This is a genomic window from Agathobaculum sp. TL06, from assembly GCF_054658635.1.
In genome coordinates, this window is record NZ_BAAGGY010000004.1 from 40267 (window position 1) to 66016 (window position 25750).

Annotated in this window: 26 protein-coding genes; 1 reads left to right on the top strand and 25 read right to left on the bottom strand. The window is 64.6% G+C overall.

Annotated elements, in window-relative coordinates; translation table 11 throughout:
- Nucleotides 1-71: 71 nt before the first annotated feature.
- Nucleotides 72-1502, bottom strand: coding sequence for an adenylosuccinate lyase (gene purB / locus ACYQ3S_RS03395; protein ID WP_459687331.1), 1431 nt, complete (start codon nt 1500-1502; stop codon nt 72-74).
- A gap of 249 nt (nt 1503-1751) precedes the next feature.
- On the opposite strand from purB, the gene ACYQ3S_RS03400 reads away from it, so the two are divergent.
- Nucleotides 1752-2384 (top strand): GNAT family N-acetyltransferase, encoded by a 633-nt coding sequence (locus ACYQ3S_RS03400; protein ID WP_459687332.1) that lies wholly within the window; start codon nt 1752-1754, stop codon nt 2382-2384.
- Nucleotides 2385-2423: 39 nt separating this feature from the next.
- Here ACYQ3S_RS03400 and ACYQ3S_RS03405 read toward each other — a convergent pair whose 3' ends face one another.
- The 24 genes from ACYQ3S_RS03405 to cdaA all read right to left on the bottom strand — a co-directional run bounded on the left by ACYQ3S_RS03405 (nt 2424) and on the right by cdaA (nt 25735).
- Complete coding sequence (locus tag ACYQ3S_RS03405; protein WP_459687439.1) at nt 2424-3617, bottom strand: pyridoxal phosphate-dependent aminotransferase; 1194 nt, start codon at nt 3615-3617, stop codon at nt 2424-2426.
- A 161-nt stretch (nt 3618-3778) separates the two neighbouring features.
- On the bottom strand, nt 3779-4438 hold the full coding sequence (locus tag ACYQ3S_RS03410; protein WP_459687333.1) for a thiamine diphosphokinase: 660 nt from the start codon (nt 4436-4438) through the stop codon (nt 3779-3781).
- Complete coding sequence (gene rsgA, locus ACYQ3S_RS03415; protein WP_459687334.1) at nt 4408-5307, bottom strand: ribosome small subunit-dependent GTPase A; 900 nt, start codon at nt 5305-5307, stop codon at nt 4408-4410. The genes ACYQ3S_RS03410 and rsgA overlap by 31 nt, the downstream gene beginning before the upstream one ends.
- A 17-nt stretch (nt 5308-5324) precedes the next feature.
- Complete coding sequence (gene pknB, locus ACYQ3S_RS03420; protein ID WP_459687335.1) at nt 5325-7367, bottom strand: Stk1 family PASTA domain-containing Ser/Thr kinase; 2043 nt, start codon at nt 7365-7367, stop codon at nt 5325-5327.
- Nucleotides 7368-7373: 6 nt separating this feature from the next.
- A complete protein-coding gene (locus tag ACYQ3S_RS03425) occupies nt 7374-8126 on the bottom strand; it encodes a Stp1/IreP family PP2C-type Ser/Thr phosphatase (RefSeq protein ID WP_459687336.1) in 753 nt (250 codons plus the stop codon).
- 129 nt (nt 8127-8255) lie between these two features.
- Nucleotides 8256-9302 carry a dual-specificity RNA methyltransferase RlmN gene (rlmN, locus tag ACYQ3S_RS03430; protein ID WP_459687337.1) on the bottom strand — a complete coding sequence of 349 codons (1047 nt, stop codon included), beginning with the start codon at nt 9300-9302 and terminating at the stop codon, nt 8256-8258.
- The gene (gene rsmB / locus ACYQ3S_RS03435) at nt 9299-10648 is read right to left on the bottom strand and encodes a 16S rRNA (cytosine(967)-C(5))-methyltransferase RsmB (protein WP_459687338.1); all 1350 of its coding nucleotides are present in this window, start codon (nt 10646-10648) and stop codon (nt 9299-9301) included. Before rsmB ends, rlmN begins: the two co-directional genes overlap by 4 nt.
- Nucleotides 10641-11348 carry a zinc metallopeptidase gene (locus ACYQ3S_RS03440; protein WP_459687339.1) on the bottom strand — a complete coding sequence of 236 codons (708 nt, stop codon included), beginning with the start codon at nt 11346-11348 and terminating at the stop codon, nt 10641-10643. The genes rsmB and ACYQ3S_RS03440 overlap by 8 nt, the downstream gene beginning before the upstream one ends.
- 10 nt (nt 11349-11358) lie before the next feature.
- The gene (gene fmt / locus ACYQ3S_RS03445; RefSeq protein WP_459687340.1) at nt 11359-12282 is read right to left on the bottom strand and encodes a methionyl-tRNA formyltransferase; all 924 of its coding nucleotides are present in this window, start codon (nt 12280-12282) and stop codon (nt 11359-11361) included.
- Nucleotides 12279-12785 carry a peptide deformylase gene (gene def, locus ACYQ3S_RS03450; protein ID WP_459687341.1) on the bottom strand — a complete coding sequence of 169 codons (507 nt, stop codon included), beginning with the start codon at nt 12783-12785 and terminating at the stop codon, nt 12279-12281. The genes fmt and def overlap by 4 nt, the downstream gene beginning before the upstream one ends.
- A gap of 6 nt (nt 12786-12791) precedes the next feature.
- Nucleotides 12792-13394 carry an N-acetyltransferase family protein gene (locus ACYQ3S_RS03455; RefSeq protein WP_459687342.1) on the bottom strand — a complete coding sequence of 201 codons (603 nt, stop codon included), beginning with the start codon at nt 13392-13394 and terminating at the stop codon, nt 12792-12794.
- A 25-nt stretch (nt 13395-13419) separates the two neighbouring features.
- A complete protein-coding gene (gene priA / locus ACYQ3S_RS03460; RefSeq protein ID WP_459687343.1) occupies nt 13420-15873 on the bottom strand; it encodes a replication restart helicase PriA in 2454 nt (817 codons plus the stop codon).
- Between the two features lie 70 nt (nt 15874-15943).
- Nucleotides 15944-17149 carry a bifunctional phosphopantothenoylcysteine decarboxylase/phosphopantothenate--cysteine ligase CoaBC gene (coaBC, locus tag ACYQ3S_RS03465; RefSeq protein WP_459687344.1) on the bottom strand — a complete coding sequence of 402 codons (1206 nt, stop codon included), beginning with the start codon at nt 17147-17149 and terminating at the stop codon, nt 15944-15946.
- 3 nt (nt 17150-17152) lie between these two features.
- Complete coding sequence (rpoZ, locus tag ACYQ3S_RS03470) at nt 17153-17542, bottom strand: DNA-directed RNA polymerase subunit omega (protein WP_176564525.1); 390 nt, start codon at nt 17540-17542, stop codon at nt 17153-17155.
- Nucleotides 17543-17598: 56 nt separating this feature from the next.
- Nucleotides 17599-18159 carry a guanylate kinase gene (gmk, locus tag ACYQ3S_RS03475; RefSeq protein ID WP_459687345.1) on the bottom strand — a complete coding sequence of 187 codons (561 nt, stop codon included), beginning with the start codon at nt 18157-18159 and terminating at the stop codon, nt 17599-17601.
- A complete protein-coding gene (gene remA, locus ACYQ3S_RS03480) occupies nt 18152-18415 on the bottom strand; it encodes an extracellular matrix/biofilm regulator RemA (RefSeq protein ID WP_082396900.1) in 264 nt (87 codons plus the stop codon). The genes gmk and remA overlap by 8 nt, the downstream gene beginning before the upstream one ends.
- Nucleotides 18416-18440: 25 nt before the next feature.
- Nucleotides 18441-19316, bottom strand: a complete 876-nt coding sequence (locus tag ACYQ3S_RS03485; RefSeq protein ID WP_459687346.1) for a YicC/YloC family endoribonuclease — start codon at nt 19314-19316, stop codon at nt 18441-18443.
- A 16-nt stretch (nt 19317-19332) separates the two neighbouring features.
- Nucleotides 19333-19839: a hypothetical protein gene (locus tag ACYQ3S_RS03490; RefSeq protein WP_459687347.1), complete on the bottom strand. Its 507-nt coding sequence runs from the start codon at nt 19837-19839 to the stop codon at nt 19333-19335.
- A 1-nt stretch (nt 19840) separates the two neighbouring features.
- Entirely contained in the window at nt 19841-20452 is a 612-nt protein-coding gene (locus ACYQ3S_RS03495; RefSeq protein ID WP_459687348.1) for a J domain-containing protein, read from the bottom strand.
- On the bottom strand, nt 20439-21323 hold the full coding sequence (locus ACYQ3S_RS03500; protein WP_459687349.1) for a DUF5685 family protein: 885 nt from the start codon (nt 21321-21323) through the stop codon (nt 20439-20441). Before ACYQ3S_RS03500 ends, ACYQ3S_RS03495 begins: the two co-directional genes overlap by 14 nt.
- Before the next feature lie 120 nt (nt 21324-21443).
- A complete protein-coding gene (locus tag ACYQ3S_RS03505; protein WP_459687350.1) occupies nt 21444-21857 on the bottom strand; it encodes a SoxR reducing system RseC family protein in 414 nt (137 codons plus the stop codon).
- A gap of 52 nt (nt 21858-21909) precedes the next feature.
- Entirely contained in the window at nt 21910-23493 is a 1584-nt protein-coding gene (locus ACYQ3S_RS03510) for an NAD(P)/FAD-dependent oxidoreductase (RefSeq protein WP_459687351.1), read from the bottom strand.
- Nucleotides 23490-24836, bottom strand: a complete 1347-nt coding sequence (locus ACYQ3S_RS03515) for a CdaR family protein (RefSeq protein WP_459687352.1) — start codon at nt 24834-24836, stop codon at nt 23490-23492. Before ACYQ3S_RS03515 ends, ACYQ3S_RS03510 begins: the two co-directional genes overlap by 4 nt.
- Nucleotides 24833-25735, bottom strand: a complete 903-nt coding sequence (gene cdaA, locus ACYQ3S_RS03520) for a diadenylate cyclase CdaA (protein WP_459687353.1) — start codon at nt 25733-25735, stop codon at nt 24833-24835. The genes ACYQ3S_RS03515 and cdaA overlap by 4 nt, the downstream gene beginning before the upstream one ends.
- Nucleotides 25736-25750 lie beyond the last annotated feature (15 nt).

Consider the following 25750-nt stretch of genomic DNA (forward strand, 5'->3'; position numbering starts at 1 on the left):
TTCTTACACAACTGATTTAGTATACTGCGAAACCGCAGAAAAGTCAATATTGCCGCGCCTGGCCGCCGCGCTTACAGGTTGATCTCTACCGTGACGTCCCCGCCGTCCAGATAGGGCGCGATGGCCGGCCGGACGCACTCGCTGAGGAACTCGTCCACCTGGGACGGGCAGCGGCCGATATACGCGGATGGGTCCAGATGCTCCATGATCTGCTCGCGCGTCATGCCGAACATCGGGTCCGCGGCGATGCGGTCGATTAGGTCGTTGTCCAGCCCTTCCTCCTTGATGCGCTTGCCCGCGGCCATGGAATGCTCGCGGATGCGCTCGTGCAGCTCCTGCCGGTTGCCGCCGCGCTTGACCGCGCCCATCATGATGTTTTCGGTCGCCATAAAGGGCAGCTCGTTCATCACGCGCTGATGGATAACCTTGGGGTATACCACCAGGCCGGACACCACGTTAATCATAATGTTCAGAATCGCATCCACCGCGAGGAACGCCTCCGGCACGGAGATGCGCTTGTTCGCCGAATCGTCGAGCGTGCGCTCGAACCACTGGGTAGCGGAGGTGAAAGCGGGGTTCAGGCTGTCCGTGATGACATAGCGCGCCAGCGCGCAGATGCGCTCGCTTCTCATCGGGTTGCGCTTGTACGGCATCGCGGACGAGCCGATCTGGTGCGCCTCGAAAGGCTCCTCAATCTCCTTGAGGTGCTGCAGCAAACGCAGGTCGGTGGCAAACTTGGACGCCGACTGTGCGATGCCGGACAGGGTGGCCAGCGTCTGCGCGTCGATCTTGCGCGAATAGGTCTGTCCGGAAACCGGCACCACGCCTGCGAAGCCAAAGTCCGCCGCGATGCGCGCTTCCAGCTCCTTGACCTTGCCCTCGTCCCCGTCGAACAGCTCCATAAAGGACGCCTGCGTGCCGGTCGTCCCCTTGCTGCCCAGCATGCGCAGGTTTTCAATGCGGTACTCGACCTCGGCCAGATCCATCAGCAGCTCGTTCATCCACAGGGTCGCGCGCTTGCCGACCGTGGTGAGCTGCGCAGGCTGGAAGTGGGTGAAGCCCAGCGTGGGCTGCGCCTTGTGCGCGTCCGCGAAGCGCGCCAGCTTGTCCAGCACCACGGCCAGCTTTTTGCGCACGAGCAGCAGGCCCGCGCGGAGCTGGATGATATCCGTGTTATCGCCCACATAGGCGCTCGTCGCGCCAAGGTGGATAATGCCCGCCGCCTTGGGCGCGGCCTTGCCGAACGTATAGACGTGCGCCATCACGTCGTGGCGAACCTCTTTCTCGCGCGCCCTGGCCGTATCATAATCGATATCGGTCAAATGCGCCTCCATTTCGTCCACCTGCTCCTGGGTGATGGGCAGGCCGAGCGCCATCTCCGCCTTGGCCAGCGACACCCACAGGCGGCGCCAGGTAGAAAACTTCATATCCGAGGAAAAGGTATACAGCATCTCCTCCGAAGCGTAGCGCGAAGAAAGCGGGCTTTCGTACACGTTGTTCATGTCAGTCGTCCTTTCCGATCTATCTTCATTTTTTGTGGAAACACAAAAGAACGGACTGAAACAGTCCGCTCTTAGTTTATCACCCCATCCCGCGCATTTCAAGCAAAACCGCCTTGTTTTGCGCACACATTGTAACAATAAACAAAGAAATCCCCCGTGCGCGCCATTGATTTGACAGCGCCGCGCCGCGGCTTGACGGACCGCGGCCTGCATGCTATCATCAAGTCAGCCACAAACCGGAGGTGCAACATGAGAAAAGCCCGTCAGGACGAGCTTCCAGCGCTGGCCGCGCTGATGTTCGACCAGTTTTATGAAAAGGAAGAGCTGCAGCAGCAGTTTTCCGGCGTGGATATGGAAACCGCCCGCCGGATCGGCCCGACCATACTCAGTCTCGGGCAGGACTATTTCCTCGAACACGGCGATGTTTTCGTCTGCGAGACTGCGGACGGTGCGCTCACCGGCGCGCTGGTCGGCACCGACCCGTGCAGGCGCGCCCCGCTCGGTCCGCTCGCGCAGATCATTTATCTGCTGCGGCGCGGCCGCGCGCTGCGCGGCATTCCCAAGCGCCTGCTCGCACAGCTCACACGCAACAGCCGGCCCGTTATGGCCGTACACAGTATGAACTGGTACCGGCGCTATTGCGACCGGCCGTACTACATCGCGCAGTTCGCGGTCGCCAAAGCGCACCGCGGCACGGGCATCGCCCGCGAACTGATGGACGGCGCGCTCGCCCGCGCGGCGGCGCTGGGCTGCCGGGCAATCGTGCTGGAAACCTTTTCACGGGAGAATGTGCCGATTTACCTGCATTTTGGTTTCCAGCTCAAGCAGGTTCACACCTGCGGCGCATTCACGGAATACCGCCTGCTCAAGCCGCTCGAATAATACAAAAGGGAGGACAGCCGTCCTCCCTTTTTCCTGTCATTATGCGTTTTGGATGAACTGTTCCAGCCGGTCCAGCCCCTTGTCGATCTCGGCCAGCGAGGTCGCGTAGCTCCAGCGGACAAAGCCCGGCGCCGCGAACGCCGTACACGGCACGGTCGCCACCAGCCCTTTTTCCAGGAACAGATGCGCGAAATCCTCCGCGCTCCCGATCGTTTTCCCGTACATGGACTTGCCGATGAAGCTTTTCATGTTCATCATCACATAGAACGCGCCCTGCGGCTTGATGCAGGAAACGCCCTCAATGCGGTTCATGCGCCCGACCAGATGGTCGCGGCGCTTTTCAAACGCGCGCTTCATGGCCTGCATATCCTCCTGCGGGCCGCGCAGCGCCACGATCGCCGCGTGTTGGGAGATCGTGGAGGGCGCCGAAGTGGAGTGGCTCAGATAATTGCCCATCACACGGGCCAGCTCCGGATTGGAGGCCGTGTAGCCAATGCGCCAGCCGGTCATGGCATAGCTCTTGGACACGCCGTTGACCAGGATGGTCCGTTCCTTGACCTCCTCGCCCAGCGAAGCAAAGGATACGAACTCGATATCGTCATAGACCAGGTTGCAGTAAATCTCGTCCGCGATCACATAGACGTTGCGGCGGCAGCATACCTCGGCGATCGCCTCCAGCTCTGCGCGCGTATAGACCATGCCGGTCGGGTTGCAGGGCGAATTGAGCATAAACACCTTGGTCCGGTCGGTGATCGCCGCGTCGAGCTGCGCCGCCGTGATCTTGAAATCCTCGGCCTCGCCCGCGGCGACAATCACAGGCACCGCGCCCGCCTGCTTGACCATCTCGGAATAGCTGACCCAGTAGGGCGCGGCGATCACAACCTCGTCGCCCGGGTCGCACAGCGTCATCAGCGCCACATAGACCGAATGCTTCGCGCCGGACGCGACCACGATCTGGTTGGGCGCGTATTCCAGCCCGAAATCCGCCTTCAGGCGGTAGCTCGCCGCTTCGCGGAGCTGCATCAGGCCCGCGGCCGGCGTATATTTGGTAAAGTTGTTTTCGATCGCGTCGATGCCCGCCTGCTTGATATGCTCGGGCGTCGGGAAATCCGGCTCGCCCGCGCCGAAGCCGACGACGTCCTTCCCCTCTGCTTTCATCTGCTTGAACAGCGAATCAATCGCAAGCGTGGTGGACGCCTGCACGCCGGCGGCGATTTTGGAAATCGGCTTCAATGCCACGATACAGCACTCTCCCTTTACAAGTCTGTTCCCATTTCTCTCTATAATCCTTATTATATGCTTCCTTTTTTCGTTTTGCAAGTCTGCTATCAAAAAATTGCAAAAACGAAAGGGATAAAAAAACCGCCCCTGCCGGCGGTTTTGGTGTGGATTTTTCACAAAGCGCGCGTCCAGTCGCGCGAAAAGATCACAAGCGAGCGCCCCTCTCGGATGGTTACCGAAAAGCAGTCCGCGATTGCTTCGTTGGATATCGTGACCATTCCCGCCCGCGTGACGACCGCGTCGCGCAGCGGATACTTGGCGTTTTCAATACTTACGCCGGTCAAAACCGCATCGAGCGGCACCAGCGAAAAATAGGCGTACTCCGGCGGCATTTTGAATTTTTGACAGCCGCCCTCATGCAAAACGATTTGATTCTGCCGGTCCAGCACTGTCAGGCGCCCGCCCATGGCATACGCCTCCTCCAGCAGGGACAGGTTGGCGAGCATATGGTCGATGCGCCCGCCGGTCGCGCAGACCAGCGTGGCCTCGGTACAGCCGCGGCGGAACACCTCGCGCAAGCAGCCCTGCGTGTCCGTATCGTCCTTTTCCGGACGCAGGCGCACAACCTCGGTCCCCTCGACCTCCGGCATGGAGTCGCAGTCCGAAATCATGAAGTCCGGATGCAGGCCGAGCGCGCGGGCATGGCGCAGGCCGCCGTCCGCGCAGGCGATCAGCGCGTCCGGATGCTCCTTCAGGAACGCGCGGATATAACCGTATTCGGTTTCCGGCGCGGCCGCGAAAATCAGCGCGTGCCGCCTTTCAAAAGCTCCCATTCTTTCAGATCCTTTACGCTCTCATAGAGTTTGACATAACTCGCATGCCGGCTCTCCGCGATCTCCCCCGCCTGGACCGCCGCACACACCGCGCAGCCCTTTTCCTTCACATGCGCGCAGCCAGTAAACCTGCACTGGCCCAAATAGGGCGCGAACTCGGGAAACGCGTACTGCAGATCCTCGGCCAGCACCAGATCCATCTGTCCGGTCTCGAACGAGGAAAAGCCGGGCGTGTCCGCGATATAGCCGCCGCCCTCCACGGGATGCAGCTCGACATGGCGGGTCGTATGCCGCCCCCTGCCGATGCGGTCGGAGATCGCGCCCACCTCGGCGCCAAAGCCGCTGTCCAGCCGGTTGAGCACGCTGGACTTGCCCACGCCGGAGTTGCCGGCGAACGCCGCCACCCTGCCGCGGATGCGGTCCTTCAGGCGGTCGATGCCCTCTCCGGTCAGCGCGCTGACGCGCAGCGTTTCGATCCCGCTTTTTTCGTAAATGCGGAACAGCTCGTCCCCCGGGTCCTCGTCCGTTTTGTTGATGACGACCAGCGCGCCGATCCCCTTATGGACCGCGATCGCCGTTACCTTATCGATCAAAAACGGGTCGGTCACCGGCGGGGCCGCGGAGGCGACCACCGCCAGCAGGTCCAGGTTTGCGACCGCCGGACGCACCAGGCTGTTTTTGCGCGGATGGATGTCGGTCAGGTAGCCCGTACCATCCTCCGGCTGGATTTCCAGCGTGACCCGATCGCCAATGATCGGCTTGCCGACCGTCTTGCGGAAACGGCCGCGCGCCTTGCACTCGATCAGCCCCTCGGCCGTATCCACATAATAGAACCCGCCGATGCCCTTGAGAATGATCCCTTCGATCAAAAAATACGCCCCTTTTGTCAACTGAACGTGTAGGTGGAGGTCGATGCGTTTCCGTCAACGCTGACCGTGACCTCATGCTGTCCCGGCGTGCCTTTCACGCGGACGGTCACGCTGCCCGAATCGGTCGCGTGCGTCTGGTCGTACTGCACCATCCCGTCCACCGAAATGACCACATGCGCCATATCCGTGTTGTCCGGCAGCGCGACCGAAACGCTCGCGTAGCCGACCTGCGGCTCCTGCTGCTCGGGTTCGTCCCCGTTGTCCGCTTCGCCGCTGTCCGGATTATCGTCCGGCTTGTCCGGCTCCCCCTCGGGCGTCTGCGTCCTGCCCTTGGAGATCTGGATGTTGACCACAGTACCCTCGCTGACCGTGGAATCCTTTTCCACGGACTGCCAGATGACCGTGCCGGCCGCGGCGTCGCTCTCAACCGGACTGACCGAGCCGAGCGCGAGGCCCTTTTCCTCCAGCGCCTTCTGCGCCGCGCTCTGCGTCATGCCGAACAGGTTGGGTACCTGCGTCTCCTTTTCTTCCTTGCCGGTGCTGATATAGACGGTCAGCGTCGCGCCCCGCGCAAGCTCCTGCCCGGCGGCGGGATCGGTCCGCGTGACCTTGCCCTTTTCCACTTCGTCCGACGGCTCCTCGGCGGTCTTGAGCGTGATGTCCTCCTCCGCCAGCGCGGCCTGCACATATTCGAGCGTCTTATCCTTGAAATCAACGATCTTATAGGTGTTCTGCACGTTGTCGCCGCCCGCGGATACGGTAACGGTAATGATCGTACCCTTGACCGCGCTTTCGCCCGTACCCGGGTCCTGTTCCAGCACCTCGCCCACCGGCCGGTTGGAGGCAACGCGCTTGTCCGCTTCCTTGATCGTGAAGTTTCCGGTCACTTCGGTATCCGCCAGAATCTCCTCGATATCGCGGCCCACAAGCGCCGGAACGCTGATCTTCTGCTCCCTGTTGCCGCCCGTGAACAGCAGGATGCCCGTCACCAGCAGCGCGATCACCGCGAATACGGCCACCGCGATGCCCGCGGCCAGCCCCGGCCGCTCCGCCAGGCGTTCGAAAAAGCCCTCCGGCTCCGGCTCGGGCGCCGGTGCGCGGCGGTCCCGCCCGCCTGCCCGATCGCGCTCGGGCGATACCGGCGTGCGGCGCGCCGCCTGCTGCACCTCGCGGCCCAGCACCTGCGTTTCGCCCGCCTCGTCCTGCACACAGCTGTAATGGAACTGCGCGTTCGCATCGTTTTTCAGGCGGTCCAGGTCGGCCAGAAGCTCTTCCGCCGACGCATAGCGCCTGCTGATGTTCGCGCACATCGCGTGCATCACGACCTCGTCCAGCCCCTTGGGAACGTCGGGCTGCCGCTCGCTCGGCGCGAGCGGCACCGCGTTCAGGTGCTGCATGACGACCTGCAGCGCGGTCTCGCCCTCAAACGGCAGCTTGCCCGTCAGCATTTCGTACATCACGACGCCGAGCGAGTAGATATCCGTCCGGTAATCGATCTTGGAGCCCTTGGCCTGCTCGGGCGAGATATAATGCACCGAGCCGATGGCCTCCTGCACGACGCGCGTCTCCTGCGTTGTGGCGAAGGAGGCAATGCCGAAGTCGGTTAGCTTGGCGGTGCCGTCCCGCAGGATAATGACGTTCTGCGGCTTGATATCCTGATGGATGATGCCGCGGGAATGGGCGTGTACCAGCGCGCGGCAGATCTGCTGTGCGAAAAACAGCGCCTCCTGCCAGGGCAGATGCCCTTTTTTCTGCAGGTATTCCTTGAGCGTGACGCCCTCCATCAGCTCCATGACGATATAATCCGTGCCGTTGTCGCTGCCGACATCATAGACCGACACGATATTATGGTGCGAAAGCTTGGCGACCGCCTGCGACTCAATGGAGAAGCGCTTGCGGATATCCGGATCCCTGGCGTATTCGTCCTTGAGGATCTTGACCGCCACATAGCGGTTGAGCACATGGCAGCGCGCGCGGTAGACAACCGCCATGCCGCCCACGCCGACCACGTCGATGATCTCGTACCGGCCGCCGAGCAGTTTGCCGATGTATTTATCCATATGCGGTCACGCCTCCTCTCCCGCGCCGCGGGTGAACAGCGCAACGGTGATATTGTCGCGGCCGCCGCCTTCCAGCGCAAGGGTCAGCAGTGCGTCGCCCGCCAGCGCGAGCGTTTTCGCGCTGCGGATGGTCTGCGCGATCTGCGCGTCCTCCGCCATGCCGCTCAGCCCGTCCGAGCAGAGCAGCAGGACCTCGTCCTCCTTCAGCCGCACCTCGAACAGGTCGCCCTCAACGTCCGGCTCCACGCCGACCGCGCGGGTGATCAGGTTCTTCTGCGGATGGGTGCGCGCGTCCGCCTCGGTGATGCGGCCCTGGCGGCGCATCTCCTCCACATAGGAATGGTCCTCGGTGATCTGGCGCAGCCGTTCTCCGTCGAACAGGTAAGCGCGGCTGTCTCCCACGTTGAGGATGGTCGCCTGCTCCCCTTTGACGAGCGCTGCGACCAGCGTCGTACCCATGCCGCGGAATTCGGGCTGCCGCCCTGCCAGGGCGAACACCGTGCCGTTTGCGGCGTCGAGCGCCGCGGTCAACGCTTCCTGGCGCGTTTTTTCCTCCAGCGCGCCATCCAGCTGGGGCCGCACCTCCTCCACGAACACCTGCGCGGCAAAGCGGCTCGCCACGTTGCCGGCGTTCGCGCCGCCCATACCGTCGCACACCACAAGCAGCGCGGACTCGTTCGGCTCGCGCACCTCGATCTGGTAAATATCCTGATTGGTCGGACGCACGCGCCCCTTATCGGTCAAGCCGAACCATTCCACAACAGAACACCTCCTGCGTCTTGACAGGGAGCCGCAGCCCCCGTTTACAGGGGATGCGCACGCTCCGCAGCCGCATCCCCAATCCCCGCGCCGCGCCCCGCACGGGACGCGCTTTTGCGGGCAAACCGTCTATTCTGCGCCGCCCGCCGCTGTCCGGTCAAGCTCCCTGCGCCGGAGCTGGCCGCAGGCCGCGTCGATATCCGGACCAAGCCTTCTCCGCACGGTCGCGGTCACGCCGCGCTTTTCCAGCGCCTGCTGGAAGCGTCGCACGGCCTCCGGCCGCGAGGGCCGCAGCGGGCTTTCGGCCACCTCGTTAAGCGGGATCAGGTTGACATGCGCCGGCCGGCCGCGCAGCAGCTTTGCCAGCTTTTCGGCCTGCCAGATGCGGTCGGTCGTATCCCGCGCCATCATGTACTCATAGGAAATACGGCGGCCGGTGGTATCGAAATAATACCGGCACGCGCGCATGAGCCGCTCGACCGGATACGCCTCGTTCACCGGCATGATGGAGGAGCGCGTCTCGTCGTCCGGCGCGTGCAGCGACACGGACAGGGTGATCTGCAGCTTCTCCCCTGCTAACCTCTCTATTTTATCAGCAATTCCGCTGGTTGACAAGGAGATATGCCGCTGTCCAATATTTACCCCCTCCGGACAACTCACCAGATGCAGGAACCTGAGCACATTGTCGTAATTGTCCAGCGGCTCGCCCGTACCCATAAGCACGATGTTGGACACCGTTTCGCCGCTGTCCTTCTGCATGAACAGAATCTCGTCCAGGATTTCGCCCGCGGACAGGTGGCGCTTGAGCCCATTCAGTCCGGACGCGCAGAACCGGCACCCCATGCGGCACCCGACCTGCGTGGAAACGCACACGGATACGCCGTGCTCGTAGTGCATCAGCACGGACTCCACGCAGTCCCCGTCCCGCAGGCGCCACAGGTATTTGACCGTGCCGTCCACCTGGCTGACCTGTCTGCGCGCGACCTGCGGCACGGTCAGCACGAAGCGCTCGGCCAGCCGCGCGCGCAGGTCTTTGGACAGGTTGGACATCTCTTCAAAGGACTCTACCCCCTGGTGGAGCCATTTGAAGATCTGTCCCGCGCGGAAGGGCTTCTCGCCCATATCCGCCAGCGCGGTTTTCAGCTCTTCGATTGTCAGGGATTTGATTTCTGTCATGCGTTTCTCCTCAGCTTGGCAATGAAAAAGCCGTCGGTATCATGTACGGGCGGCAGCAAAGTCGCCATCCCGTCCTCCCGCGCACCGCACACCGGATGCGTCCACGGAACGGCGGCGAAATCCGCGTTGCGCTCCAGGAAGGTGCGCACCACGTCCTCGTTTTCGCGCCGCAGGATCGTGCAGGTGGAATAGACCAGTGTGCCGCCCGGCCGCACATACCGCGCGCAGTTCTGTAAAATCGCCGCCTGCAAGGCGGGTAGCCCCTCCAGTCCAGCCGGAGCCTTGTAGCGGATCTCGGGCTTTTTGCGGATGATGCCGAGTCCGGAGCACGGCACGTCGCACAGCACCACATCCGCCGTGCCGGCCCAGTCCGCGCGCGGCGCGGCGGCGTCCTGCAGGGTGGTGCGGATGTTCGGCAGGCCGAGACGCGCCGCGCCCGCCTGGATGCGCTTGAGCTTATGTTCGTAGATATCGCAGGATATGACGCTGCCCTTGCCCCGCATGCGTTCGGCCATGGCGAAGCTCTTGCCGCCCGGCGCGGCGCAGCAGTCGAGTACGGCGTCCCCTGGCTGGGGATCGGCCACCGCGGCGGCGAGTGCGCTCGCCGCGTCCTGCACGGTGACGCGCCCCTCGATGAACGCGGGCAGCGCGGCCGCGTCCCCGCCGACACACAGCAGGATCTCCGGAAAGGCGCGGTGCGGCGTTACCGTCAGCCCCGCCGCTTCCAGCTCGCGGCGGGCTGCCTCCGGCGTGGTTTTCATCGTGTTGACGCGCACGGAAACCGGCGTGTCCGCGTTGTCCGCACGGCAGAGCGCCTCGGCCGTCTTCAGGCCGAACTGCGCCGACCACAGCCGCACCAGCCATTCGGGATGGCTGTATCGCAGCGCATAATAGCTCTCCTTATCCGGACAGTCGGGCGCGGGCAGCGCGCCGGCTTCCGCGGCCTGCGCCGCGCGGCGCAGCACCGCATTGGCAAACGACACCGTGCGGTCGTTCGCACGGCAGTACCGCCGCACCAGCGCGACCGTTTCGGATACTGCCGCGTGCGCGGGGATCTTGTCCAGCAGGATGAGCTGGTACAGCCCCATGCGCAGGCAGGCCAGTACGCGCGGCGAGATCTTTTTCAGCCGCACGCTGGAAAACTGCCGCAGGTACCAGTCGAGCAGCAGCTCGTTCTGCACCGTGCCGTAGGTGAGCCGCGCGGCCAGCGCCGCGTCGCGGCCGGTCAGCCCCGCGCGGGCGAGGTAGTGATGCAGCGCCCCGTCCGACCAGGCGCCCTCCTCCTGCATGGAGAACAGGGAGAATGCCGCGGCCTCGCGCGGGGTGCGCGGACGCTTATCAATCATGGCGGTTCCGTCCCCCGAAAATCAGCAACAGGCGCAGCAGCTGCGCGAGCGATACGGCGAGCGCCGCGAAATAGGTCATGGCGGCGGCGGTCAGCGTCTTCTTTGCCATCGGATACTCGTCCTCGGCCAGCAGGCCGCCCTGCTCGATCGCGGCGAGCGCGCGGTTGGACGCGTTGACCTCAACCGGCAGGGTCACCAGCTGGAACACGGTCGACAGCGCGAACGCCCAGATGCCAAGGTCGATCAGGATGCCCGAATTCATAAACAGCCCCAGGATAATCAGCGGGAACGCGGCCATTGAGCCGAACTGCGTCACCGGAATGATGGCCGCGCGCAGACGGATGGGGAAATATCCGACCGCGTACTGCACCGCATGCCCGGCCTCGTGCGCGGCCACGCCGACCGACGCGACCGAGGTGGAGGAATACACCGCGTTCGACAGGCGGATGGTGTTGGTGCGCGGGTCAAAATGGTCGGTCAGCTTGCCCGCCACCCATTCAACGCGCACACCGGTCACGCCGTTCTGGCGCAGCACGGCCTCGGCCGCCTGCGCGCCGGTCAAGCCGCGGCGGTTCAGCACCTGCGAATACCGGTTAAACGTGCTCTTTACCCTGGCCTGCGCCCAGAACGCCAGGATGATGCAGGGTACAACCAGCACGATATAGTACATATCAATCCCGTAAAAACCATAATAAGGCATAGCTACTCCTTTATCCGCCTAAAAAGCTTCCCTTCTCCACCGCATGGCCGCGCAGGAAATCCGCGCATCCCATGCGTTTGCCGCCCACGGGCTGAATCTCGGTCAGCCGGAGCGCGCCCTCGCCGCACGCAACGGTGAGGCCCTTTTTCGGGTCGCTTTCCAGCACCTCGCCCGGCCGGCCGTGTCCGGAAACCGGCTCGGCGGCGTATACCTTGAGCCGCGCGCCCGCGAGCGTGGTCAGCGCGACCGGCCAGGGGTTGAGCCCGCGGATCAGGCAGTCCACAGTGCGCGCGGACTGGGTCCAGTCGATCACCGCCATCTGTTTATCCAGCATGTGCGCATAGCAGCTCCGGCTGTCGTCCTGCGGGACGGGCGTGATGCGGTCCAGACGTTCCAGCGTCTCTACCAGCAGCGCCGCGCCCGCCTGCGCCAGCCGGTCGAACAGCTCGCCCGCGGTCTCCCGCGCGCCGATCGGTGTCTCATAGGTCAGCAGCATATCGCCGGTGTCCAGCCCCTCGGCCATCTGCATGGTGGTCACGCCGGCCTTTTCGTCGCCCGCGATGACCGACCACTGGATAGGCGCCGCGCCGCGCCAGCGCGGCAGCAGCGAGCCGTGTACGTTGATGCACCCGCGCGGCGGGATATCCAGCACTGCCCGCGGCAGCAGCTTGCCGTACGCCACCACGATGACAGCCTCCGGCGCGAGCGCGCGCAGCCGTTCCTGCTCGTCCTCGTTTTTCAGCGTCGCGGGCTGGCAGACCGGAATGCCGTGCGCGAGCGCCAGCTCCTTGACCGGCGGCGCGGTCAGCACCTGCCTGCGGCCCTGCGGCTTATCCGGCTGGGTATATACCGCACACACATCATGCCCCGCGTCAAGCAATGCCCGCAGGCTCGGCACGGCAAAATCCGGCGTACCCATAAACACAAGCCTCATTCCGGCTCGCCCTCTTCCCCGTCCTCGCGCTGCAGCTCCTCGATGTCCACATACTCCTCCACCTTTTCGGTGAACAGGTGTCCGTCCAGATGCTCGGTCTCATGGCAGAAGCACTGGGCGACGATGCCCTCGCCCTCGCGCTCGAACCAGTTGCCGTCGCGGTCCTGCGCGCGGATCTTGGCCCAGGTCGGACGGGTGACGTAGCCGTACACGCCCGGCACGGACAGGCAGCCCTCCACGATGCGCTGCTCGCCGCTCTGCTCGACCACCTCGGGGTTGACCAGCTCAACCATCTCCTCCGGCTCCTGGTTCACGTCCAGCAGCACGACCACGCGGCGCAGCACGCCGACCTGCGGCGCAGCCAGTCCCACGCCGCCCGAGTTCTCAAGCGTTTCGCGCATATCGTCGATCAGGGTATGCAGGCGCGCGTCGAACTTTTCCACCTTGCGGCTGCGCTTCAAAAGCTGCTCGTCGCCCTGCGTCAGAATTTTACGAAGTGCCATAGCGTTTCATTCCTCCATATTCAGCATTTCCGTGTAGCGTTGCAAACATTCCTGTATCTTCTTTTCGTCCAGCAGCGGGAAAGCGATCGTCGGTTCGGGCGCGCCCGCGCCGCCGAGACGCTTTTCAAACCAGCCGACATCGTGCCATGCGCCCGCCTTCCAGCCCGACGCGCGCCAGATCCCCGCGTCCACAAAGCCGAGCTTTCTGTGCAGTCGCTCGCTTTTTTCATTCGGCAGCGTGACGCAGCCGTACAGGCTGCGCAAATGCTGCAGCCCGAGCAATTCGATCAGGCAGCGGTACAGCGCGGCGCCCAATCCTTTCCCCTGCGCCCCGCGCGCCAGATATACGGACAGCTCGGCGGCCCAGTCGTATGCCGCCCGCTCGCGCAGGCGGTGCGCATAGGCATAGCCCGCGATTTCCCCCGCCCGCTCGCACACCAGATAAGGGTACCAGGCGGATATCTCCCGTACCCGCGCGGCGAATTCCTCCGCCGTGGGTACGTCATATTCAAAGGTTACGGCCGTATCCGTGATGTACGGCGTGTAAATATCCAGCAGCGCGGCCGCGTCCTGCGGCGCCGCCAGCCGGATGGTCCATTGTTGTTCCATAATCGTTTCTCTCCTGCGCGGCGCGCTACAGGTCCGGATTTTCATCCGCAAACACGGTCACGCCGCGGTTTTTGCTGTCAAGCAGGAATTCGCGCAGCACACCCGCGATCAGCGAGCGCCACCGCGCGGTGTTCCGCGCGCGCATGGTCAGGTGATAGCGGTAGCGCCCCATCACCCGCACCACCTGCGCCGCCGCCGGCCCCAGCACCGGCGCCTTTACGTCCGCGTACTGCCCTTCCATCAGGCTTTGCAGGCGGGTCTTGAGGGCGAGCAGGCTTTTCAACACCTGCTGCTCGACCTCGCCCGCCGCGGTCAGCACGGTCAGGTCGCATACCGGCGGACACCGCAGCGCCTGGCGGGTTTCCAGCTCGCGCTCAAAAAACGCCTCGTAATCCTGCCGCGCCGCGGCCAGGATGACCGGATGCGTGGGGCTGTAGGTCTGGATGACCGCCTTTCCGGTATCGAACCGCCGTCCCGCGCGCCCCACCACCTGCGTGATGAGCGAAAACGTGCGCTCCCGCGCGCGGTAATCCTGCGCATACAGGCTCTGGTCCGCGTCCAGCACGCCGACCAGCGTGACGTTCTCAAAATCCAGCCCCTTGGTCACCATCTGGGTGCCGAGCAGGATATCCGCCTCGCCCTTGGCGAACTGCGCGAGCAGCTTTTCATGCGCGCCCTTGGTGTGCATGGTGTCCGCGTCCATACGCAGCACGCGCGCGGCGGGGAATTTCTCATGCAGCTCCTGCTCGACCTTCTGCGTGCCGGGCGTTTCGGTAAACAGGCTTTCCCCGCCGCAGGCCGGACACCTTCCGGTGATCCTGACCGACGCCCCGCAGTAATGGCACATTGCCCGTCCGGAGGCCGAGTGATAGGTCATGCTGGTTGAGCAGGAGGGGCATTCCGGCACCCAGCCGCAGATCGCGCAGCCGATCACGCGGCTGTTGCCGCGCCGGTTGAGGAACAGGATCGCCTGCTTTCCCCGCCCGAGCGCGCCGATCAGCTCGCTTTCCAGCTGCGGGCCGATCACGCCCTCCCGTCCCTCTCGGGCCAGGCCGCGCATGTCGGCGATCAGCACATCCGGCAGCCCCGCGCCGAGGAACCGCTCGCTGAGCGTAAACACCGGATATTTCCCCTGTCGGGCGCCGTAATAGGTCTCGACCGACGGGGTCGCGGAGCCGAGCACGAGCAGCGCGTTCTCCTGCGCGGCGCGATACTTGGCCACATCCCGCGCGTGGTAGCGGGGGGACTGCTCGGACCGGTACGCCCCATCCTGCTCCTCGTCGATAATCAGGATGCCGAGGTCTTTCACCGGCGCGAACACCGCCGACCGCGTGCCGATCACCACGCGCGCGCGGCCGGACTGTATCTTTTTGAAGCTGTCGTACCGCTCTCCGGCCGAGAGCGCGGAATGCAGCACCGCAACCTCATCCCCGAACTGGGCCGCGAACTGGCGCAGCACCTGCGGCGTCAGCCCGATTTCAGGCACCAGCACAACCGCGCCGCGCCCCTGCTCCAGCGCTCTGGCGATCAGCTTCAGGTAAACCTGCGTCTTGCCGCTCCCTGTCACGCCGAACAGCAGCGCGGCGCGCGGCGTCCTTTCGTCCAGGAGCGCGGCAAGCCCGTCGAACGCCTGCTGCTGCTGCGTGCTGAGCACCGGCGGCGCGGCTTTCGGCACCTCGGAAAAATCCGGCGCGCGCAGCCGCTCCTCGTGCCGCATACGCAGCAGCCCTTTTTTGACCATATCGCGCAGCGCGGCGTCGGATACGCCCGTCATGTAGCAAAGCTCTTTCCAGCTCATCCAGCCGCCATCCGCGAGGATAGACACCACATCCAGCCGCGCGGGGCTGCGCCGGCCGATCCGCGCCGCCGCGGCGCCGGCCTCCACGTCCAGGGAAAGCATCCGTTCGGTCTTATCGCCCGACCGCTGGGCGGTATTGCTGCGGTAGGTCAGCACGCCCTCGCCCGCCAGCGCGTCCAGCACGCGGGTCATGCTTCTGCCGCCCAGCCGCTGCCGGATATCCGAGGCTGCGAGCGTCTGCCCCGGCCGGTCAAACAGCGCGAGCACCGCGCCCGCCTCGCCTTCGCGCGCCCGCAGCGCGGCGAGGTCGGCGTCCGGCGCGAGCGTGTAGGTTTCGTTCCGCTTGAACCACAGACCGGCGGGCAGCATGACGCGCACACAGTCGAAATAGGTGCAGTACAGCCGCTCACGCATCCACGCGGCCAGCCTCAGCTGCCGCGCATCCAGCACCGGCGCGTCGTCCAGCACCTCCACCACGGGCTTGAGCGGATGCCCGCCGTCGTCCTTCCGGAACGCGAGCACTACCGCTTCCGCCCGTTTATTGCCAAAGCCGAACGGCACGAGAACACGGGTGCCGATCCGCACCTGTTCCCGCAGCTCGTCCGGCACACGGTAGGAATATAGCTTGTCGATCGCATAGGTCGCCGCATCCACGGCGACCGCGCAGATTTTTTCCGCCAATGGATACGCCTCCTTATGCGCCTGATATCCGCCGCGCGGGGGACGCGCATCCCATCCCCGCGGCGGGCGGTCACGCCCGCGCCTGCTGCATTGCGAGCAGCCGGTCCAAAATCACGTCCGCGAGCGCTTCCTTGCTCATCAGGGGCGGGGTCTCGCGCCGCCCGTCCGCAAACAGGAGCGTCGCGACGTTGGTATCCGTGCCGAAACCCGCGCCCGCGTCGCGCAGGGAGTTGGCCACCAGCATATCGCAGTTTTTCCGCCGCAGCTTGTCCGCGGCGTTCTCCAGCAGGCTCTGGGTTTCCATCGCGAAGCCGCAGAGCAGCTGCCCGGGGCGCTTTTTCCGCCCCAGCTCGGCCAGGATGTCCGGATTGCGCGCCAGCGCGAGCGTCAGCTCTCCTTCGCCCTTCTTGAGCTTTTCCGCCGCGGTCTCCGCGGGGCGGTAATCCCCCACCGCGGCCGCCTTGACGATCATATCCTGCTCCGCCGCGCGGGACACGACCGCGTCGTACATCTCGCGCGCGGAAACCACGTCCACCCGCTGAACGCCTGCCGGCGTGCCGAGCGCGGTCGGTCCGGAAACCAGCGTTGTCTCCGCGCCGCGCAGCGCCGCGCGCGCCGCTACCGCGTAGCCCATCTTGCCCGTGGAGTGGTTGGACAGGAAACGGACCGGATCCATCGCCTCCTGCGTCGGTCCGGCAGTGACCAGCACGCGCCGTCCGGCGAGATCCTGCGGGGTGAGCGCTTTTTCAATGCCCCAGAGCAGCGCGGGCGTGTCCGGCAGCTTGCCGCGGCCGGTGTCGCCGCAGGCGAGATGCCCCGCCGCAGGGTCGATGATATGGAAGCCCCGCTCGCGCAGCGTCCGCAGGTTCTGCTGCGTGACCGGATTATCGTACATGCCCGTATTCATCGCGGGCGCGACCACGACCGGCGCGCGGGTCGCCAGAAGCGTCGTCGTCACCATATCGTCCGCAATGCCGAGCGCGGCCTTGGCAATGACGTTCGCGGTCGCGGGCGCGATCACAAACACATCCGCCGCCTTGGCCAGCGAGATATGCTCGACCTCCCACGCGAAGCTGCGGTCGAACGTATCCACGACCGTCCGGTAGCCGGACAGGGTTTCAAACGTCATGGGGGAGATAAACTGCGTGGCCGACTCGGTCATCAGCACGCGTACCTGCGCGCCGGCCTGCCGCAGCTTGCTGGTCAGGTCGGCGGCCTTATACGCCGCGATGCCGCCGGTCACGCACAGGACTACGGTCTTTCCGCTCAGGCGCATGGCTTACCGGTCCTCTTCCGGTACGTCGCCGTCGTCCAGCTCATGATCGTCGAACTCGTCGAGGCGGCGGTCGTCCTCCTCCTCGTCCTCCTCACGCTCGGCGCCTTCCTCGTCCTCGTCTTCATCCAGATCGATCGAATCGTCCACATCCACCATCGCCGCCGCGATCGCGTTGTTCTTGACGATGACCGGCGCGGTGCGCGGTCCCGGGCGGTACACCACTTCCCCTGCGGCGATCTCGTCCAGCGCCAGCTTGACCGCCTTATCGGAAAGCTGCTCGCCCGTTTCCTCCGCCTGGTCGGCGATATCGCGGGCGCGCTGCGCCGCGAGGTTGACCAGCAGATAGCGGTTGCCCACACGTTTCATCAATTCCTGCATCGAAGGTTTCAGCATTGTAATCCATTCTCCTTATATTACCCTTTGTATTATTTATGCTTATGATCTGCGCGTTATGTACGCCGCGCCGCCAGAATGCCCTGCAGCTCGCGCACCGCGCGGTCGATCTCGTCATTGACGACGACATAGTCGAACCTGTCCCTGCTTTTCAGTTCCTCTTTCGCGGTTTCCAGACGCTTTCGCACCTTTTCCTCGTCCTCCGTGCCGCGTCCGCGCAGCCGCGCGGCCAGCTCCTCGAACGACGGCGGCGCGATGAACACCATCACCGCGTCCGGACGCTTCTGATGCACCTGCATCGCGCCCTGCACCTCGATCTCCAGGATCACATCGTACCCCTCGGCCAGCTTTTCGTTGACCGGCGCTTCGAGTGTGCCGTAATAATTATCCACATATCGGGCGTGCTCCAGAAAAGCGTTCTGCGCGATCTTCCGCTCAAAATCCGCACGGGTCAGGAAGTAGTACTGCACCCCGTCCGTTTCGCCCGGGCGCGGCGCGCGCGTGGTCGCGGAGATCGAATAGAACAGGCGGTCGTCCCCGGCCATCAGGCGGGAAAGCAGCGTACCCTTGCCCGCTCCGGAAGGGCCGGTAAACACATACAGGGTACCCTTATTCATCCTCGCTCCCCCCTTCCTCGCTGTCGCCCGCGAAGCGCGCGGCAACGGTTTCCGGCTGCAGGGCGGACAGGACCACATGGTCGCTGTCCATAATCAGCACGGCGCGGGTCCGGCGGCCGTAGGTGCCGTCGATCACCATGCCGCGGTCGCGCGCCTCCTGTATGGTGCGCTTGACCGGCGCGGACTCCGGACTGACGATCGCGATCAGCCGCGAAGATGCGACCATATTCCCAAAACCGATATTGATGAGCTTCACCCGCGCTGCCCCCTTTTATGACCTTTTACTCAATATTCTGTATCTGCTCGCGTATCTTCTCGATCTCGCTCTTGATATCCACCACGATGCGCGCCATCTCCACATCGTTCGCCTTGGAGCCGATCGTATTGGCCTCGCGGTTCATCTCCTGCACAAGGAAGTCCAGCTTGCGGCCCACCGGCTGCGTTTCGCGCAGCATGGCGTCAAGCTGGTGCAGGTGGCTGCGTAGGCGGACGGTCTCCTCATCCACCGCGGTCTTGTCGGCATAGATCGCCGCCTCAGTCAGGATGCGCGTCTCGTCGATACTGGTGTCCGCCAGCACCTCCTGCATGCGCGCGAGCAGCTTTTCCCGATATTCGCGCACGCGCTCCGGCGAGCGGGCCTCCACCTCGCCCACCATGCGCCCGATGGCCGCGCAGCGGCCTTTGACATCCTCCGCGAGCTTTTCTCCCTCGCGCAGGCGCATCTCGTCAAAGCCGGCGCAGGCCTTTTCAAACACGGCGGTCACGTCGCGGATCATGGCGTCCGCGTCCTGCTCGATGCGTTCGGAGCCTAAAACGTCGGGCATTTTGGCCAGGCTTGTCACGGTCACGTCGTCCCGCAGGCCGTATTTGTCCGCGATCTCATGCAGGGCCGCCAGATACCGCTCGGCCAGCGCATGATTGACCGTAACGGCCACGTCGCCGCCCTCCTGCACCTCGACGCCCACGAACACCTCAACCTTGCCGCGCGCGATGCGCGACGCGGCCGCTTTTTTGACCGCTTCGTCCAGAAAGCCGTACTGGCGCGGCGCTTTGACCGTACAGTCCAGATAGCGGTGGTTGACCGAGCGCAGCTCGACCGTGATCGTTTTCCCGTCCAGTTCTTCCTTGGCGCGGCCATAGCCGGTCATACTCTTCATGTTACGTTCCCTCTTTTCAGTCGGGCGGCAGGCTTCTGCGCAGCGTCGCGATCAGCCGCGACAGACCGACGTCGTATAGTAAAAAAACCACATTGGCCGCAATCCAGCCGGCGGCCAGCAGGCCCGTTCCCGGCAGCTCGGCCTGCGGCAAAAAGCCGCACCAGACCAGCAGATACGCCGCCGCCAGCACCAGATTGCAGTAAACCAATTTAATCATCTGCTGCGTACTGCGCGGCAGGCGGCATTCGATCCCATATTTTACAATCGGATACAGTCCGGTCAGCAGCACATAGGCTATCGCCACGCTTTTGCGCGGCACCAGGAGCAGGCTGAGCACCGAAACCGCCAGATACAACAGCACCGCAAGGCGGACCCGCGCATGGCGGATCAGCGGAACCGCGCTCGTCACACCCGCGGCGATGCAGGCCGCAACCGCGGCATAGGGCGACACCCCGCCCAGATAAAGCAGCACGAACGCGACCGCCGCCAGCAAGCCGCCCCGTGCAATATCCCGCGCGCCCATGTCAGCAGCCCGCGTTGCAGCACATGTTCAGGCAGCAGTTGCAGATCGCCAGCTGCATGCACATATCGCACATGTTGGCCTCCTGCATGGGCCGGTAGCCGCCGTAGCCGCCCGACATGTTCAGATTGTTGAGCGCCGTGCGGTACTCCATGTTGGAGGGGTCCATCTGGCAGGCCTGCGTATAGGCGCGCATCGCCTCGTCATACCAGCCCTTGCGGTAATAAACCGTACCCATCAGGTAGAACCACTCCGCGTCCCGCGCGCTCGACCGCTGCAGCAGCTGCTCGGCCAGGCCCAGGTTGCCCTGGTTGATCGCCTGCCGCACCTGGCTGTACAGCGCCGCGTTCGCGCCGGAATACGCGCGCTGCTGGCCGCCGCCATACTGCTGCCCGCCGTATTGCTGGCCGCCCACGCCGCCGGCTTTGCCCGACCGTTCGTTCATAATCATGTCGTAGGCTTCGTTGATCTCTTTCATACGCGCCTCGGCAAGGTCGGCCAGCGGGTTATTGATATAATTGTCCGGGTGATATTTGCGCGCCAACTCCCGATATGCGCGCTTGACGTCGTCGTCGCTTGTCTGTGGCGTGACGCCCAGCACTTTATAGGGATCCATGTTTGCCCCATCCTCCGTTCGTTTGGTACGTTCCGTCGAGCACCTGTCGCGTGACGAGCGGCATACCGAGAAAAATAATATTGCGGATCAGCTCCGCGTCGCGCTGCGCGTCCAGCAGGTCGAACGCCATGCACACGTCAGCGAGGGAGCGTTCGAGCGTCCGCTCGAGCGCATCCTTTATCTCTGTCAAATCCGGCGTGCGCAGGTCATAGCGCAGCACCACCGGATTGTAATTGCCCTGTTCCAGATCCTCCGCCACGTCCTGCGCGGCGTCGAGCAGGTAGACCCACCGCCCGATATGGTAAAACATCTGCCGCAGCACGCGCTCGCGCGCGTCCCCCGTGCGGGGGACCACAGCCGCGGTCATGCGCGCCGAGGCGTCCGCCGCGCGGTCCATGGACGGGCATTTCTCGCGTTCTATCGCCTGCAGGTCGTCCAGCGCCGCCACGATCTCGCGGTCCGCGTCCGGCAGACGCGCGCGCGCCCTTTGATAGCCGCGCTTCCCCAGGCCGCACAGCAGCCATGCCAGCAGCCGCTTCGCGCCCTTTTCATCCGCCAGGCTGTCTCGGAATTTATGATAGGAGAGCAGCACGCTCACATCGGCCGCCAGCGCGAGCGCGTCGTCGGGCGCGGCGCAGGGGCGCTTGAACAGCGGATGCGCGTCGCACCGCTTCCTGCAGGGCGGCGGCGTTCCCTCCCGCTCCGCGCCGGCGACAAGGGCGAAAAACGTCATGTCGTAGCTCAGGAACAGCGTATAGAACCGGCCGTACCGCGCGCGGATCGCATGGCACAGGCCGCAGTATACCTGCTGGAACCGGTCGGCCTCCCTGACCCGCAGCTCGGATTTGACCGGACGGATAAAGCCAAACATCACAAAACCCTTTCGCGCCGCGTGCTGCGCGCACGCTTTTCACATTCAATCTATTTTACCGGACTTTTTCCGATAAGACAAGAGATAAGCGCAGGAAAGCCGGAAAAATTCACAATTTTTTTAAAGCCGCTGGGTGATTGCGAACGGTACGTCGTTCTTTTTCTTCATTTGGCGGCTGTACCACATCGCGCCGAGTATGCCCAGCACGAACAGGAGCCCGCCGCAGAGCGCGGCCTGCGCCGCGCCGCCTCCCAGCACGCTTCCCGCCCCGTAGCCGACGAAGAACAGCACGACCGGCAGCAGGTAGACCAGCACCGCGATGCCCAGCACACGGCCGGTTTCGCCCTCCAGCAGCACACGGTCGCCCACCTGCGCCGCCACGCTGTTGAACGCGGTCACATACAGGGTTTGTGTCTCCAGACCGCCGCAGCCGCCGCATTTGGCGCAGTCATGCCCGCACGCCGACCGGCGTGTCACCTCCACCTCGGCCATGCGGCCGGGCAATAGCTTTTTTATCGTTCCCTGTTGGGTCAATGTTATCGCTCCGTTCTGAAAAAATATTGCTCCCGCGCGCCGCGGCGCGCGTTCAGTCCATGATTGGCCGGAATTCCTCCATGATGCGGTGCGCGGCCCGTATGCCGTCCACCGCGGCGGACATGATGCCGCCCGCGTAGCCCGCGCCCTCCCCGCAGGGGATCAGCCCCGCGCAGCCCAGGCCGAACAGGTCGTCCCCGCGCGTCATGCGCACGGGCGAGGAGGTGCGGGTTTCCGGACCGGTCAGCAGCGCGTCCGGCGCGTCAAAGCCGCGCAGCTTCCCGCCGAAAAACGGCAGGCTGTCGCGCAGCATGTCCTGCGCAAACGCGGGCAGGCTGGCTACGGCCGCGCCGTACTCTACCCCGACGGGATAGCTGGGCCGCACCGCGCCTGCGGCCTTGCTCGGCTTACCGGCAAGGAAGTCCCCCACGCGCTGGCAGGGCGCGCGGTACGAGCCGGTCTGCGCGAAGGCCGCGCGCTCGATGCGCCGCTGGAGCGCGACCCCGCCGAACGGGGTCCCGTCCGCGAAATCCGCCGGCTCCACCGAAACCGCGAGCGCCGCGTTGGCGTTCCTGCCGCCGCGCGCATGATAGCTCATGCCGTTGGTAACGACCGTATCCGGCTCGCTCTGCGCCGCGACGACTACGCCGCCCGGACACATGCAGAACGAGTAGCAGGCCCGTCCGCCCGCCCGTCGGGAAAGGTTGTATTCCGCGGGCGGCAGCAGCGGATGCCCCGCATATTTCCCGTACAGCGCGCGGTCGATCTCACTTTGCAGATGCTCGATGCGCACGCCGACCGAAAACGCCTTTGGTTCAAAGTATACCCCGTTTTGATGCAGCGCAGCAAACGTATCGCGCGCCGAATGGCCGACCGCCAGCACCGCGCGCTCGCACGCGACCTCGCCGCCGGCTGTGCGGATGGCGCGCAGCGCGCCGTTCTGCACATCCACGCCGGTCAGCGGGGTGCGAAAGCGCACCTCCCCGCCGTTCCGCACGATCTCCCGCCGCATGGAGCGCACAACGTCTTTCAGGATGTCCGTACCCACATGGGGCTTGGCCTTTTTGACGATATCCTCCGGCGCGCCGTGCGCGGCAAGCGTTTGCAGCACCTCGTCGCACAGGGAATCGCCGATGCGGGTGGTCAGCTTACCGTCCGAATAGGCGCCCGCGCCGCCCTCCCCGAACTGGATATTGCAGTCCGGATCGAGCGCGCCGCCCTCCCAGAACGCCTGCACCGCGCGGTCGCGCGCGTCCAGGTCGCCGCCGCGCTCCAGCACCAGCGGCGCGTAGCCGTGCCTGGACAGCGTATAGGCCGCGAACAGGCCCGCCGGCCCCAGGCCGACGACCACCGGCCGGTGCTGCAGCCGCTTCTTCCCGCGCGGAACGGCCGCTTTTTCATCGGGCTTATAACGCACGAAGGGCATTTGCAGCTTTTCTGCAAATGCCTTTTCGTCCACGGGCGCGTCCAGGCGCACCGTATATACGCGGAAGATCCGCCCGCGCCGCGCGTCGATGCTCACGCGGGACACCGCCGCCTGCGCTTCGTCCAGGCCGGTCAGCCGCCGCGCCTGCGCGAGCGCAAGCGCCTCCGGCTCGTCAAACGGCAGACGGATATTGCTCACCAGAATGCTCACGCGCCGTCCCCGCTTTCCTCCGGCTGGGCCGCATCCGGCGGGGCGGTTCCCGCCGCGGCGTCCCCGTCCGTACCGCCGGAGCCGTTGTCCACAATCTCGATCTCAACCTCCACGTCCTCTTCCACCACGGTCACGCCGGCCGGCAGGCTGGTCGCGGCGACCACGCCCTTGACCGTATGCCTGCCCGCGCCAAGCGAATCCGAATCAAAGGTCAAACCGATCGAAAAGCCGTCGGTATCCACCTGGTCGAGCGCGCTCTCCGTGCCGCGCAGCTCGATCTCCACCGAGCCGGTCAGCACGTTGACCGTGTAGGGCGTCTGCTCCTGCGAGGTATCGTTCGGGGCGAACTGCGTGACCTGGACCTTGCGCGTCGCAATGCCGTCGGTTTCATCCGCCACGGTGATGGTCACGCTGGCGGTAGAGGGCTGCCCCTCGTCCAGCCGGACGTTGTCCGGCAGCTTGATATCCATTTGGATGGGTACATCCGTCCGGACGCTGTCCAGATCGATCTCGCCCAGGCTGATCTCGGTCAGCTCCGCAAGCGTGTTCTGGTCGCCGAGGACCTTGACGCTCTGCGGGCTGATGGACGCGCGCACCTGGCTGCCCTTGAGCGTTTCGCCGTCCTTGAGCGTAACGGTGAGCGGGATGGTCTCGATCGGGTAAAGCGGCACACGCACATTGACCGTATCCGTCTGGCAGGTCACATGCGTCCCCGTGATCGGGACGCCGGCGTCGTTATACAGGGCGATCGAACACTCGCCGGTGACGGTCAGGCGCTCGCCCTCCACGCTGATCGTCGCATAGGCGTAAGCGACCTCCTTCAGCTCGGCCTCCGGCCCCTCGACCGTTACCGACTCGGTCGTCGTGGGGACCGCCTTGCCCGCGCGGTATCCCTCCGCGGGCGTTCCGGTCACGTCGATGCGGACCGGCACGCTGACCGTGGTCACCTTATCGACCAGCACACTCACGCTCACCGGATTGGCCCGCACCGGATCGATGTCCGCGCTGCTGACCGCGACCTGCACGGGCCGGTTATACTCGCCCGCCCCGTCGGTGATGGCGGATACGTCGACCGTGGCCGTGATCTTGCGCCGCAGCGTCGGGTCGGTTACCTCGTTGTTGCGTCCCTCCACGACCACATCCACGGTCGCGGTGCTTTCGATCACCGACAGGCCCTGGCTTGCCAGCAGCTCTTCCTCGCCGGTGATGGTGACGGGGATGTCCCGAAAGGTATTCTGCTTGACCGGATTATCCGCGTCGCGCACGATGATCCACAGGACGAACGCGAGCAGCAGGGACAGCAGGCGCAGCCAGACGTCATGCTTTTTCAGGAATTGCCTCACTTGCCCGCGCCCCCTTTCCAGATGTTGCGGAGCGCTGTCAGCCGGTTCTTTTCCGGCTTTTCCTCGGTGAGCAGCTCGCTTTCCAGCACTTTTTTCAGCACCTCGGGCGACAGATGGCGCTTGAGCATGCCGCCGATCGCCACCGAGATCGCGCCCGTTTCCTCCGAAACGACGACCAGTACGCTGTCCGAGGACTCGCTCATGCCGACCGCCGCGCGGTGGCGCGTACCCAGGTCGCGGGACAGGTTCTGGCTGCCCGAAAGCGGCAGCACGCAGCCCGCGGCGCAGATGCGGCCGTCGCGCATAATCAGCGCGCCGTCATGCAGCGGGCTGTTCTTGAAAAAGATGTTTTTGAGCAGCTCTGGCGAGGGGTCGGCGTCCAGCAGGGTGCCGGTCGCGACGATCTCGCCGAGGCGCTCCCGCCGTTCGAACACGATCAGCACGCCGGTCCGGCTTCTGGACATATCCGCGCAGGCGGCGACCGTCGCGCCGATGGCCTCCTCGATCTCGTCCTTGTTGTCCGCCGGCGTGAGCAGGCGGCTCAGGTTGCCCTTGCCGAGCTGCTCAAGCAGACGCCGCAGCTCGGGCTGGAAAATCACGATCACGGCGAACACGCCGATGCCCAGCGAATTGCGCAGGATAAACGAAATCGTGGTCAGTCCCGCCACGCTGGCGAGCAGCATGACCAGCAGCAGCACGATGATGCCCTTGACCAGCCGCGCCGCGCTCGTATCCTTGAGCAGCTTCATCACGCGGTAAATGATATATGCGACGATCAGAACGTCGACCACGTCCATCAGGCCCGCTGTCTGAAGCGAGTTTACGCTGCTTCGCAGCGAGGACAGCAGATCGAAATTCTGGAACGCCGCTGTATTGAAAAGATTTTGGAAAGTCTCCATAAAGCCACCTGTCCT